The following is a 14,100-nucleotide window of genomic DNA, read 5'->3' as shown; positions in this document are numbered from 1 at the left end:
AGGATTTTCGAAATTAGTTATGAGTACCTTATTGCAATGCCAACACATTAGTAAAACCTATGTCGATGGCGATCGTGACGTACAGGTTTTAAAAGATGTGAACTTTACCATCAACAAGGCGGAGCAGGTGGCCATAGTCGGTGCATCCGGCTCAGGTAAAAGTACCTTACTGCATATTCTGGGCGCGCTGGATCAGCCCACTCAGGGCAAGGTTATTTTTGAAGAGCAGGATATTTTTAAGTTCTCTGAAAAACAACAGGCGCAATTTCGCAATAAAAGTCTGGGTTTTGTTTATCAACAACACCATTTGTTACCTGAGTTCAGCGCACTGGAAAATGTCGCCATGCCATGCTTGATTGCTCGCATGAACAAATCCGAGGCAAAGGCAAAAGCAAAAATACTGTTAGACAAGGTTGGCTTGTCTGAACGCATAGAGCACAAGCCATCGGCACTGTCTGGCGGTGAACGACAACGAGTAGCTATTGCCAGGGCATTGGTGATGGAGCCGCAATTAGTACTGGCGGATGAACCCACCGGAAACCTGGACGATGCCGCAGGAGAAAGCATTTATCAGTTGCTGGCATCTTTAAAAGAGTCCATTTCCATCAGTTTTGTGGTGGTTACCCACGATAAAAGCCTGGCGGCCAGGCTGGACCGAACCCTGCTGCTGAAGCACGGTAACCTGAGCGGAGATAACTCATGAGCTCTTTGCCTTTGTTACTGGCGTCGCGATTTCGACGCAGTAAAAAACAAAGTGGCTTTACTTCCTTTATCTCAGCCTCATCGACTGTGGGTATTGGCCTGGGATGCGCCGTATTAATCATCATGCTGTCAGTGATGAATGGCTTTGAACGAGAGTTAAAAAACAGTTTACTGGCTTATATCCCACACGGTGAGTTGTTTGCCGTCAGCCCTCAGGGACTAAATAACTGGCAAACCATGGTGCAGGTATTTGGCGAAGATCCCGAGGTTAAGTTTGTACAACCCTATATCACCGCCACCGGACTGGTACAAAAAGGCAAGGATAATAAAGCCGTGGAACTCACAGCCATTTCGCCTATGCAGGCCAGCAACTCGACACTACCCGAAAAGATAAACGAAACACAGTGGTCTCAATTTCAGGTGAATCAACATGGGCTGATCCTCGGCCGGAGTATCATTAAAAAATTGAACCTGGAAATCGGTGATCAGGTTCAGGTGTTATTGCCAAAAACCGGAGGTGGTAAGTTATCCTCACCCGATGCCATCTGGTTAACCTTGCTGGGAGAAATTCATCTGGGAGGCGAGCTGGATAGCTTCGTCGGCTATATGCACCTTAACACCGCCGCCGAAACGCTGGATGTAACCGCCGGTGCTATGGGTATTCAGTTAACCTATCACGATCCCTTTATTGCACCTGCCAAAACCCGGGATCTGGGTTATCGATTAAATCAACACGCTTATATGAGCGACTGGACCCGTACTCAGGGCCATTTATACCAGGATATTCAACTGGTGCGTTTTGTTGTGTATATCGCACTGACTCTGGTGATTGCTGTAGCCTGTTTTAATATTGTATCCTCTTTGGTAATGGCGGTTAACGAGCGCCAGTCCGAGATAGCCATGTTAAAAACCATGGGTGGTAGCAACCAGCTTATTATCGGTACATTTATGTGGCAGGGTATTATCAATGGATTGATCGGCGTCACTCTGGGAAGTATTGCAGGCGTATTGTTAGCTAACAACCTGACTGAAGTGGCAAAATTTGCAGAAACGATATTTAATTTTCAGATTTTATCTGAAGATGTTTATTTTATAGATTTCTTACCTTCAGAACTTAATTTATATGACGTGTTTGTGACGATTTCAACAGCGCTCACATTAAGTGTTTTAGCCACTTTATATCCTGCATTAAAAGCCGCAAAAGTTAATCCGTCACACGTATTAGGACATTAAGCTTGTGGCAAAAAGTAATAAACCTCTTAATATTTATCCGGAGCATTATTACGATAAGGATGGGTATTTAAAACCACCAAAAATATTATATTTTTCAATCATTTATTTGCTGCGCGGGTACATCATAATCGCGCTCTCTTCCAGTTACGGCAGTAACACCGAAACACTGCTAAACATATTCTACCCGCAACTATCACTGCTCTATATACACCTGGTCATAGGTGTTCCAGCACTCATCAGTTTTGTTCTGCTAACCGCTCGATTTACCTTGCGAGAAAAGCAGCGATTCTGGCCCCTAAAAACCATCAAACCACTTATCCTGCTGGGCTTGATTATGGATGCGATATTGCACATTCACATCGCCCAACTGCAATATTGGCAGTTTGACTGGGTACTTGGGAGCCAGCTATTTATCGCCTGGTTACTCTTGTACTTTGTAGCGAAAGCAAAACAAAATACAAGTGTATGATTTACCAGAATTAAACTAAACTCAAAATAGAATCGATAATTCCTTCCATGGGACCGCCGGGGCAATCTTGCCTTAATCTGGTACACTTTGACGTATCGTCATTTGTTTCAATTACTAACTCTTTATTTTCAGTTGATTTTATGTCTAAAATAATTACCGATGTAGATGTAATTGCAGCTACCACCAGTCCAAAGATATATCTTTGATTGTTATAAATAGAGCTTTTTTTCGAGGGAGTCATAACACTGTGTTCCTTTTGTTGATTGATTCAAATGTATTTTCTCCCCAAAAAGCTCTTCGCGCTTTAAAAATCAAGAAGCTTTATATTAAATTAAGGACACATTTAACATCTTTATTCAGTGTTTTTATAATGGCCGCCGTTCATTTAGATACACATGCAATAGTCCAAAGTCCTTTTCAGTCTATCGAAACAATAGAAGGTCATAGTATATCAACAACGGCTTTATATTCTGATGGAGACGAACTGTGGATTGGTTCTTTGAACGGTTTAGCCATGATTCGCCCTGGAGAGCGCAGGGTATTTAATACATCTACAGGTGACCTTCGGGCTGATCATATTTCGGGTATAACTAAAGATATCAATGGTACTGTGTGGGCTTCGATTTATGGCGGCGGTGTTTTTTTTGTAAACATTGAAAGTAATACATCCGGACAGGTTAGAGAGACATTCTCATTCAATAACGAAAAATGCTACGACTTATTGTCACTTGACTCAGGCCGAGAGATTTTAATCAGCTGCAATTCTGAATTGGCGAGTTATAAAGTGATGGAAAATGAATTCTCGGTTCTTGCAATTCCGGAAGCCGCATCTTTGAAAGTTAGAGATTTAGCTGTATTAGATGAAAATAACCTGATTTTGGGATCATGGGGGAATGGACTATTTAAGCTCGATAGAAAAAATCTAAAGTTAACAGCGTTAAACGTAGACGCATCACACATAAATGATATCCAGACCTCATCAGATGGAAACATATTGGTTTCATCAACATCGGGAGCTTTTATTTATAACTCAGGGCTCGATACCAGTAAAAAGATTAGTAAAGAAATCAATAACGAAATTTGGGATGTAGATGTTGAAACAATCTTGGAACTGGAGAGAGGAAAATATCTACTATCGTTTATGACTCATGGGCTTTACATTTATGATGAAGAGACTGAAATACTTGAAAAGCCCGAGCACTTGTTTCCTCTCTTACATTTTAGTGCTACAGGTGTTGTTGCAGATGTGAGCTTTATAAGAGGACAAGAGTCATTAGTGGTCGGCACATTAGATAGGGGAGTATACATCCTCCCTTATCATTCGAGCTTCATAAGATATTTTGATTCAGCTGAACTTTATCCATCCAATATTTCTCTCGTCCAAAATACTGATAAAAAACACTTTATTGGAGATAGTTTCAACTTATATGAAATGACACCAACGAATAGTGGGTTAAATACATTCATAGAGGGAATAGGTTTCACCTATTTTATAACTAAAGTTGGCCTTAATAATTGGATCGTGAGTTCACATGAACGTGGCTTAGTGAAGGTGGATGGCTTAGGCAATGTTTTAAGTGAGCAAGTTTCGTTTCCGGGGCTTCCATCAGAAGATGGAGTTCACTATGCGGAAGTATTAAAAACAGGAGAGTTCAACTATATACTTGGTACCGACTTTGGCAATTCAAGAGGGTTATATTTAGGTAATTTTACTGAAGGATTTAGTCAAATTCATAAGGACATAACGGTTGTTGAAATGTTTATGTTGAATGATATTGAAGCACTCATTCTCACAGCTTTCAAAGGGATTAAGCTACTTAATATCGACAGCCAAAAAATACAAACTTTTCCATTACAAACAGCCAACGATTTTACCGACTGCATTGAACAACTAAACGAGCATTTATTCTTCATTTGCGTTCGGCGCAATAAGGCGCAGATATTTGATTTAAAAACAAAGTCTTACTCTGATTTTGAACCAGAAAACATGGAAATTCGAAATGTCCGAACAGCAGAATTGGACCGTTTTCAAAACCTTTGGTTGGCTTCAAGCCGGGGGTTGTTCATTTATAATCTGGAAAGCAAAGAAATAATTAAGGTTACAGAGGCTGAGGGCGTTTTTAGTACTGAATTTTCTTCAGATATGTCTTTAATGATTGACGATACGCTTATTCTTCCAGGAAACAAGGGAATCATTTCAATTGATACTAAAAAAGCAAACGCCTATTTTGAGGCAAAAAGGCAATCAATAACCAAAAGCTCAATAACCAAATTGAACTATATTCTCTCGGATCAAGCTGAACAAAGGCCAGTTTTAACAGAAATTAAAAACAATAGTATCCAGGTTCCCTATGATAATATCCTGTTGCGGATCCAACTCAGTCATGACAATCTTTTAGAGGTTAATCAGTTGCGCTACGAAACCCGTCTGGTTGGTTTAAGTGATGAGTGGGAGCAACTGGAGGTCAACAAACACAGCACTTCTTATACGACTTTGCCGCCTGGTGAATACCAGTTTCAGGCTCGGATTGTAGACCCCCGCAGTAATGCGGTTCAGCCAACGACCGCACTAACCATTAACGTTACACCACCCTGGTGGGAGACAGTTTGGGCCTATATCGCTTACGTGCTTATCTTGCTTTCTCTTATTTATTTTATTTCCTGGTATAGAAATAAGCGTTTGATAGCAATTAATGAGCGACTTACTGCAAAAGTAAAAGAACGCACCAATACCATCACCAAACTATTGCAACAAAAACAGACATTTTTTGCCAATGTATCCCACGAATTCAGAACACCGTTGGCGTTAATATCCGGACCGCTTGATACGATCGCTGAAAAACTTAAAGAACCCGCTACATTGCGGCAAATAGCTGTAATGAGAAGAAACACCGCTCGCTTAAAAGGACTGGTTGATCAGATCCTGGAGCTAGCTAAGTTTGAAACCAGCAGTTCATTACCGAAACAGGTGTACGATCTCAAATCATCTGTAGAGGTGATTTCTTCATCCTTCACAAGCTTGCTAGAGCAAAATCAACAGCAACTTAGCATCAAACACCTGCCTTCGGTCCGTATTAAATTGATAGAGGATACGCTGGAAATGGTGTTGTCCAACCTCATATCCAATGCCATTAAGTATAGCGGTAACGGTACAGTAATAACTATTGACGGATATCAGTCTGATTCAATAATTACGCTGAAAGTCAGCGACAATGGCAAAGGAATTAGTGAAGAAAATCAGGAGCTATTGTTTGAACGATTCACCCGGTTTGATGCTGATGAAAAACTCCCCGGAAGTGGTATCGGGTTAGCGTTAGTCAAACAAATAGTTCAGAGTAATGATGGTTCAATTTCTGTTGAGTCTAAACCGGGCGAGGGAACCTCGTTTTTTGTTAATTTTCCAGACAATGTTGCCCAGGATGAAGAGATTACTCAGGTTTCTAAAGTGCAGATTCTGGATTCTGAACTTAACTCAATTTCAATGCACAACATTGAACTGCAAACGCCGACAGAAACATTGCCTGATACTGATGAAGACAACAACGAGAAGTTTAAAATTTTAATTGTGGAAGATAACCCCGATTTGCGCAGTTTTATTTCTGAGTCCCTTGCCAGTGAGTTCGAACTGGAGTTAGCTGAAAATGGCGAGCAGGGGCTTAAAAAGGCGCAGGAGAATATACCTGACTTGATATTGTCAGATATTCTGATGCCCAAAATGGATGGTTATGAGTTGGCCAATGCCATCCGTTCTGAGCAGGCCACATCGCACATCCCTATCATTTTGTTAACGGCAAAAGGGGACGATTTGAGCCGTATGAAAGGATGGGAAGAGCAGGTAGACGATTATTTAACTAAACCCTTCAAACTAAAAGAGTTGAAGTTACGCATCAACAGACTACTGACCATTCGCGATATCCTCCGCAAAAAGCACACCTCTGAATTACACAATAAATTGGCCACAAAAAACCAACAAGCCATTAGTTTTCAGAGTAAACGGGACCTGGAATTTTTTAATCGCTTTGAAGCCGTTATTGAAAAGCACTACCAGAATGAACACTTCTCCAGACCAGAGGCTGCCAGTGAACTAGCCATGAGTGTAAGGCAACTGAACCGAAAGCTAGCAGCATTGGTGGATTACAATTTCGCTGAATACCTACGCAAATATCGTTTACAAAAAAGCCGGGAGTTGTTGCTTTCTGGTCGACAAATTACAGAAGTCGCTTATGACGTTGGATTTAATTCGCCCTCGTATTTCTCTAACTGTTTTAAGGCTGAATTTAATAAAACTCCGAAACGCTATGTAGAAGATCTGGAACAACAATAGCGTCCTTTAATCGTTAACAGCGGACTTTGAGTGAGGGTTTTCTGGGCGCAATATTTGCGATAAAGCTTTGTACAGGTTGGCTTTATCAATGGGTTTACCGATATGGGCCTGTGCGCCAGCTTTAAGGTAAGAATTTACTTCTTCCCTCATCACATTAGCTGTTTGCATTATGATAGGCATGGTCAGACCTGCTTGTCTGATGGCAATTACTGCGTCGTGTCCGCTCATTACTGGCATTTGTACGTCCATCAAAATGGCATCTGGTGCTAAGTGCTTAGCGGCGATAACGGCCTTTTCCCCATTGTCGACAAATGTTGCGGTGACGCCTGTATGGGATAGCAGATAACGCAAAATCTCGGTATTGACAGGGTTGTCTTCAGCCACCAACACTCTGAAATCTTTTAAATCTGGCGCTTTGGCTGCTTCTGACTCTGAAAGTTGAGCTTCGCCTTTTTCCGTTTGAACGGTAAAGGCAAATTCACTACCTTCGCCTGGTGTGCTTTGCACCGTAACTTCGCCGTGCATCATCTCTACCAGGGACTTACAAATGGACAATCCCAGTCCGGTGCCACCGTATTTACGAGTGGTGGAATTATCCGCCTGTTCAAACTTATTAAACAGCCGCAGTCGCTGCTCTTCGGTTAAGCCAATGCCGGTATCCTTTATGGTGAATTTCAAAAACAAGGTATCCTTTTGGGTCAGTTCTGAGACTGCGATGGTAACGCTGCCTTGTTCGGTGAATTTCAGCGCATTAGACACCAGATTATTCAAAATTTGGGTTATACGGGTAGGGTCGCCTTGCCACCAGTCTTGGGATATCCCTTTACTGTTAACCTGCAACTTAATATCTTTACTTTTGGCAGTGTGATTAAAGGTTCTGATCACATTGAGCAGCAATTGCTTAACGTTGAAATGAATTTGTTCTATCTGCAGTTTGCCCGCTTCCAGCTTAGATAAATCCAGAATGTCGTTCACTATGGTGAGCAGGGTTTTAGCTGACTCGGTAATGCGCTGCACCAATTGCTTGTGCTCCGGAGTGGAAACTTTACTGTTGAGAACATCTAACAGACCCAATACGCCATTCATAGGGGTTCGAATTTCATGGCTCATATTGGCTAAAAACTGGGTTTTTATTTGTTCTGATTTCTCTGCAGTGAGTTTGGCTTCTTTGAGGCTGCTGATTTGTCGACTTATTGTGGCAGCCATACTGTTCATGGCATTAATGGCCTGTTCAAACTCCACAAACTCCTGGTCTTTTAAATGTGGTTGGTAATCACCTCTGTCAAACTTATTGGCGGTTCGGGTAAGTTCAAGCAGCGGATACTTCACCCTGTTGGAGAGGCGCATTACCAGGGTGACTGAAATAACAATCACCAGGATGGTAAACAATAAGGTGTAAAACAGGTTCTCCTGAAAGCGTTGTAAAAAGGACTGCTGAGACAGGGATATTTTTAAAGTCAGTTCATTGTTTTGATTAAAATCCAGATTGCTGCCAAAGATGGTTTGTTCGGCACCCACTAATTTGCCTTCTGGCAGTTCACCGTGCTTTAAGACTACCGTCGAGCCAAAATACAAAATGGATTGGGTGGCAGGAGATTCAAATAAATCGGCAGCGGTTTTCAGATCGATTTCGACAAAAAACGCCGAGGTTACCCGATAGGGATTAACGATAGAGCCAGTTTCTTTTCTCAGTGGCATGACAAAGAACAACCTTGGCGAGGATTGTTCTGCGTTATTGTCTGACAATAATTCATCGTTAATTGTTAACAACAAAGGCAATTCCAGCTCTTGGCCTTTGTCCATGATGCTTTGCGTAATTGCGGAAATCCCGGAGGCATCGATTTTGTAGGTACTGTTTGGGTAGCCTTCTATGATGAAAACAGAGCCGTCAGAAATAAACGCGGATTTTACATAGGGATTATCTTCCACCAGTCGCTGCATTTGTTTTTGCGCAAATTGAGCGAACAGGATGTTAACAGCCAGCTCACCAATGGCTTTATTGCGGGAAAAGGATGCCACCTGATATTGCAGTTGAAACAGGGCACTACGCAACTCATAGGCTTCACGGTCCAATTCCTTTTGTACGGAGAACTGAGCTTTTTCCATACCAGCCTGATAGGAGTCTCGTAAGAAGTAGCCATAAGAAATCAACAGCGGCACCGCAATGATCATGGTTACCGAAATCAACAACATTTTGTGAATGGAGGGTTTTTGAGTGCTCAATACAGTTCCCGCCGGGTCTTTTCTGCAATGTATTGCATATATTCAGAAGCCTGGTTGGCATCCAATGCGCCGCCCTGATGCCTGTTAAAGCCCATTACCAGCGCTTCCCAGATAATTGACATTTCTGGGTCTGTGGGCAAGGGTTCGGCATTATCCAGTTGCTGAATTAAATTGCTGATATTGTTGTTGTTTTGTGCCTTGATGGTTTGCTGAATGTTGCTGTTCGCAGGTAAAAACTGATACTCATCCCAAAAACGACGTTGGATTTGCTCGGATTGCAGAAACAAGGCCAATTGCTTAAGGGCGGCACGCTTTTCTGAAGATGCTGAGTTACCGGGAAAGGCCAGCGCAAATACCGATGAGTAGGGTTTCATCACTTTGCCTTGGATTGTTGGTAATTGTGTGATCCCCAGGTCGTCACCAAGCGCTTTGGAAAAACCATTTAATGCCCAACTGCCGTTGATCATATAAGCCACTTCACCCGAGACAAATTTATCAAAACTGCATTGGTAGTGACACTGTGTAGAAACCACGCCCGAAGTAGCCAGGTTTTGATAATAATTTAAGGCATTGGCGGTTCCACTGGCATTAAGGTTAACTTTGCCATCTTCGTAAGGAAAAGCTTCAAAAGCCCCCAGAAAGGGAATTAACCAAAACATCTCGTTGTAGCTCCAGGCAATCAAGTCGATGCCATTTGGTAGTACTGATTGTTGGGCTTTTAAACTTTTCCAACTATTAGCAGGTTGTTTAATCAAACGCTTATTGTAATAAAGCATCAGGTGATTGCCGGCAATAATCGGAATCCCCAGCAAACGCTCTTTCACCCGGGCGTGGTGCAAGGCCTTTTGTGGCAAATTTGCATTTAACCAGTTGGGCGAAATTTCACTGAAATTAACCATTTCCAGACCCAGCAGGTCGCCGGGCACTAGTACGGCATCAGGCAGAGTCTGCGTGTCGGCCCGAATGATGAGTTCCATTTTTAGATCGGCGGTATCTAAAGCGACAAACTCGTAGTCGATACCGGTTTTACGTTTAAACTCATCCAGAAAAATGCTGATGTCATAATCATCCAGACTTGAGGCTATGCTGATCACTTCAGCTTTGGCTAAACACCACATAGGGAGCAGCAACAACCACAGCGCCATAATCGCCTGTTTGTAGCGACGCCAACTTGTCAGCAAAAAAGCCTTAGCCAAATTAAACCGCATTAATTAAAACAACATATTGATTCTGCATGATTAATTTTCATTCTAGTGATTTTCTGTGTGCCCGCAACAGGATTAGGGCAATTTGCAGCTTACAAGGAATAATATGCAACGTCTGCATACGTATGTAAGTGGTTAAAGCCTGAATTGCTGTTTAGAATCCTGTTAAATTTAGGTTAATTCATTGTTCCCGCCACCGGAACCTAAAACAGGATCAGATATGATTAGCACCAGATTGACTCGTTTGTATGCACTGCCGTTGTCGTTCGCCTTAGTTGGTATTTCGTCCAACGCGACGGCCGAAACATTAACGGTTAGCTCTCCGGATAAGCGTCTGGCAGTCACTATTTCTGATGACAATGACATGCCTCAATACAGTGTCAGGTTTGGCAAAGAAACCATCCTCGATGCATCCAGACTTGGTCTTAACTTTAAAAAGCTACCAGAATTTGGTCCCGATTTTAAAATTGCCAACTCCACAACAACTACAATTAACGATACCTGGGAGCAGCCCTGGGGCGAAAAGCAATATATCACCAGCCACTACAATGAGTTGGCGATTGAGTTTGAAAATAATGAGGGCTATGAATTTATCGTGCGCTTTCGGGTATTTGATGACGGTGTCGGTTTTCGCTACGAAGTATCAGAACACAAGAATATATCGCAGGTAGAAATCGTTGATGAAGAGACCGAGTTTGCATTCGCATCAGATTCCACGGCATGGTGGATCCCGGCAAGAGGCTGGAATCGCTACGAATATATTTACGAAACTACGCAGCTTAGTGAAATTGACCGTGTCCATACGCCCTTTACCGTTAAAACCCCGGGTGGCACTCACGTAGCCATCCACGAGGCAGCCCTGATAGATTATGCGGCCTTTACCCTGGATCGAAGACGTGGAACAACGCTAAAGACTGATTTAACTCCCTGGTATGATGGCGTACGAGTAAAAACTAATGCACCGTTTAAATCCTCATGGCGCACAATTCAGGTGGCTGACGATGCCACAGGCTTGTTAAATTCAGATCTGATTTTAAACTTAAACGAGCCTAATAAACTGGGTGATGTTTCCTGGGTTGAACCTGGCAAATACGTTGGTATTTGGTGGGCAATGCACGTTAATGAAAAAACCTGGGGATCTGGCGACAAACACGGCGCCACCACAACAGAAACCAAGCGTTATATCGACTTTGCGGCGCAATACGGTTTTGACGGTGTATTGGTAGAAGGTTGGAACGAAGGCTGGGATGGCAGTTGGTTCCACAACGGTGATGTGTTTAGCTTTACGAAGCCCTATCCAGATTTTGATTTACCAGCACTGGCAGAGTATGCACAGCAAAAAGGTGTCAGATTAGTGGGTCATCACGAAACCTCCGGTAGTGTCAGTAACTACCGCAATCAGATGCAAGACGCTTACGACCTTTATGAAAAAATGGGCGTTCGCCAGATTAAAACTGGCTATGTGGCAGATGGTGGCGATATCAAACGCATTGACGAAAATGGCGCAGTGCGCCATGAATGGCATGATGGCCAGTTCATGGCCAATGAATATCTGCATTCGGTTTTAGAGGCGGCAAAACGCAAAATCAGTATCAATACTCACGAACCGATAAAAGATACCGGCTTACGTCGTACTTATCCCAACTGGATATCCAGAGAAGGTGCCAGAGGGCAGGAGTTCAACGCTTGGGGTTCACCACCAAATCCACCAGAACACACCGCAGTTTTACCTTACACCAGAATGCTGTCTGGCCCGATGGACTTTACCCCCGGTATTTTTAACCTGGCTCCTTATGGGTTACACGCTGAAAACCGAGTACAAACGACTCTGGCCAAACAGCTGGCATTATACGTTGTTCTGTACAGCCCAATTCAGATGGCAGCAGATTTGCCAAGGCATTATGAAAGCAATATCCCTGCCTTCCAATTTATTCGGGATGTACCTACCGATTGGTCGCAAAGCATTGCGTTAGATGGAGAAGTCGGGGATTACGTGGTATTTGCCCGTAAGGAAAGAGATGGAGAAGATTGGTATTTGGGCGGCCTTACTGATGAAAATGCCAGGGTAGTGCAAATTGACACCGATTTTCTGGATAAGAACCGCCTGTATGAAATGCAGATCTATCAGGATGGTGCAAAAGCCGATTGGTTAAATAATCCTTATGAAATGGAAATCTATCGCAAGCCCATCAGAGCCGGGCAAAAATTGACGTTGCGCATGGCTCAAAGCGGTGGTGTGGCCATCCGATTTAAAGCCCAGAAATAACCAGCACAGTTTGCTCCGTCTGATTTTGCAGTGCAAATTCAGGCGGGTGTGTTACTTTTAATCAAATAACTTAATAACAATGAGACGAAAGGGAAAGGCATGAACAGAGCAAAGCCGGAACTTAATTTTTTCCAGATTTTTAATATGTGTTTTGGATTTCTGGGGATTCAGATGGGCTTTGCTTTGCAAAATGCCAATGTCAGTCGGATTTTTGAAACACTCGGTGCTGATTACAACAACCTGGCCATCTTATGGATTGCAGCACCCATCACCGGTCTGGTGGTCCAGCCCATTATTGGACACATGAGTGACAACACCTGGAATCGTTTTGGTCGTCGTCGCCCCTTCTTCCTTATAGGTGCAATTTCTGCCAGTTTAGCGCTGTTGATTATGCCGAACTCACCATACTTGTGGATGGCTGCTGGTATGCTCTGGATAATGGATGCTGCGATTAATGTTTCCATGGAACCCTTTCGCGCCTTCGTTGGTGACATGTTACCAAAACATCAAAGAGCCACCGGCTTTTCCATGCAAAGCTTCTTTATCGGTATCGGCGGTACCATTGCATCCGCTATGCCCTGGATTTTGGCCAACTGGTTAGATGTCAGCAATACCGCTGAGCCTGGAGTGGTACCAGATTCAGTCAAATTTTCGTTTTATTTTGGCGCGGTAGCCTTCTTTCTTGCTGTTGGCTGGACAATTTGGTCTACCAAGGAATACAGCCCGGAAGAACTGGACGAATTTGCAGCGGCTGAAGAAGAGGAAGAGAATAAACGCGGCCTGGAGCACGCGGTGCAAATTAAACAGCACGTTAGTCGCACTGCTTTGGCTTACACGCAGGGCGGTCTCGCCTGGCTGTTCGCCGGGGTGATCATGACGGCTGTGATTCAGATCTTTAAAGAATCATTGGATAAACAGCTGTTTATTTTGGCAGGTGTGGTGGCATCTTTTGGCGTTTTACAACTAATAGCCGGGTATCTGACCAAAAAAGGCAGTACCGAGAATGGCTTTAAAACCATGATGGATGATCTGTTTAATATGCCTGACACCATGAAGCAATTGGCCTGGGTGCAGTTCTTCAGTTGGTTTCCGCTATTTGCCATGTGGATTTATACAACGGCCGCAGTAACCTCACATCACTTCAATACCCGTGATACGGCTTCTACAGCGTACAATGATGGCGCAAACTGGGTAGGGGTGTTGTTTGGCGGGCAGTTTGCCTTTGCTGCCATCGCAGCGGTTGTGATCCCTATCCTGGTAAAAGCCACTAACTTACGGGTAACTCATCTAATCAACCTGAACCTGGGAGCAATCGGTTTTATCTCTTTTATGTTTATCGATAACCCGGACTATCTGATTTATTCCATGGTGGGCATTGGTTTTGCCTGGGCATCAATTTTGTCTATCCCGTACACCTTACTGGCTAATTCCTTACCGCAAAATAAGATGGGAATTTTCATGGGCATATTTAATTTCTTTATTACCCTGCCACAGCTGGTCGCCGCCAGTATCCTGGGCTTTATGGTCACCAAAATTTTCGGTGGCGAGCCTATTTACGCTCTGTTAATTGCAGGTGTGAGCATGGCGATAGCGGGTTTGTTAACCTTGCGGGTTCGCGAAGCTTAGGTTTTAGCACGAAAGTAAAACGGCAGCTAATTAGCTGCCGTTTTCATTTTTA

8 protein-coding genes are annotated in these 14,100 nt (G+C 43.2%); 6 read left to right on the top strand and 2 right to left on the bottom strand.

Annotated elements, in window-relative coordinates; all coding sequences use genetic code 11:
* Positions 1-19 precede the first annotated feature (19 nt).
* The 4 genes from lolD (at position 20) to ACXAD8_RS03970 (ending at position 6,728) form a co-directional block, all read left to right on the top strand.
* On the top strand, positions 20-703 hold the full coding sequence (lolD, locus tag ACXAD8_RS03985) for a lipoprotein-releasing ABC transporter ATP-binding protein LolD (protein WP_475225177.1): 684 nt from the start codon (positions 20-22) through the stop codon (positions 701-703).
* The gene (locus ACXAD8_RS03980) at positions 700-1,935 is read left to right on the top strand and encodes a lipoprotein-releasing ABC transporter permease subunit (protein WP_475225175.1); all 1,236 of its coding nucleotides are present in this window, start codon (positions 700-702) and stop codon (positions 1,933-1,935) included. Before lolD ends, ACXAD8_RS03980 begins: the two co-directional genes overlap by 4 nt.
* A 4-nt stretch (positions 1,936-1,939) precedes the next feature.
* Positions 1,940-2,404 (top strand): DUF2919 family protein, encoded by a 465-nt coding sequence (locus tag ACXAD8_RS03975; protein WP_475225173.1) that lies wholly within the window; start codon positions 1,940-1,942, stop codon positions 2,402-2,404.
* A 256-nt stretch (positions 2,405-2,660) separates the two neighbouring features.
* Complete coding sequence (locus ACXAD8_RS03970) at positions 2,661-6,728, top strand: ATP-binding protein (RefSeq protein WP_475225170.1); 4,068 nt, start codon at positions 2,661-2,663, stop codon at positions 6,726-6,728.
* Positions 6,729-6,734: 6 nt separating this feature from the next.
* Here ACXAD8_RS03970 and ACXAD8_RS03965 read toward each other — a convergent pair whose 3' ends face one another.
* Together ACXAD8_RS03965 and ACXAD8_RS03960 are read right to left on the bottom strand one after the other, a co-directional pair.
* Positions 6,735-8,951, bottom strand: a complete 2,217-nt coding sequence (locus ACXAD8_RS03965) for a HAMP domain-containing hybrid sensor histidine kinase/response regulator (RefSeq protein WP_475225168.1) — start codon at positions 8,949-8,951, stop codon at positions 6,735-6,737.
* The gene (locus tag ACXAD8_RS03960) at positions 8,948-10,147 is read right to left on the bottom strand and encodes a sugar ABC transporter substrate-binding protein (RefSeq protein ID WP_475225165.1); all 1,200 of its coding nucleotides are present in this window, start codon (positions 10,145-10,147) and stop codon (positions 8,948-8,950) included. Before ACXAD8_RS03960 ends, ACXAD8_RS03965 begins: the two co-directional genes overlap by 4 nt.
* A gap of 229 nt (positions 10,148-10,376) precedes the next feature.
* Here ACXAD8_RS03960 and ACXAD8_RS03955 point away from each other — a divergent pair, with 229 nt between their 5' ends.
* Together ACXAD8_RS03955 and ACXAD8_RS03950 are read left to right on the top strand one after the other, a co-directional pair.
* Complete coding sequence (locus ACXAD8_RS03955; RefSeq protein WP_475225163.1) at positions 10,377-12,422, top strand: glycoside hydrolase family 97 protein; 2,046 nt, start codon at positions 10,377-10,379, stop codon at positions 12,420-12,422.
* Between the two features lie 99 nt (positions 12,423-12,521).
* Complete coding sequence (locus ACXAD8_RS03950) at positions 12,522-14,048, top strand: MFS transporter (protein ID WP_475225161.1); 1,527 nt, start codon at positions 12,522-12,524, stop codon at positions 14,046-14,048.
* Positions 14,049-14,100 lie beyond the last annotated feature (52 nt).

The sequence above is a fragment of the Planctobacterium sp. AWH2_060 genome (genome assembly GCF_056158425.1).
This window is presented reverse-complemented; position numbering and strand designations above follow the sequence as displayed.

Bases quoted from the DNA above. Each gene is read 5' to 3' on its own strand.
- ACXAD8_RS03950 (WP_475225161.1), top strand. From the start codon at position 12,522: ATGAACAGAGCAAAGCCGGAACTTAATTTTTTCCAGATTTTTAATATG.
- ACXAD8_RS03980 (WP_475225175.1), top strand. From the start codon at position 700: ATGAGCTCTTTGCCTTTGTTACTGGCGTCGCGATTTCGACGCAGTAAA.
- ACXAD8_RS03955 (WP_475225163.1), top strand. From the start codon at position 10,377: ATGATTAGCACCAGATTGACTCGTTTGTATGCACTGCCGTTGTCGTTC.
- lolD (WP_475225177.1), top strand. From the start codon at position 20: ATGAGTACCTTATTGCAATGCCAACACATTAGTAAAACCTATGTCGAT.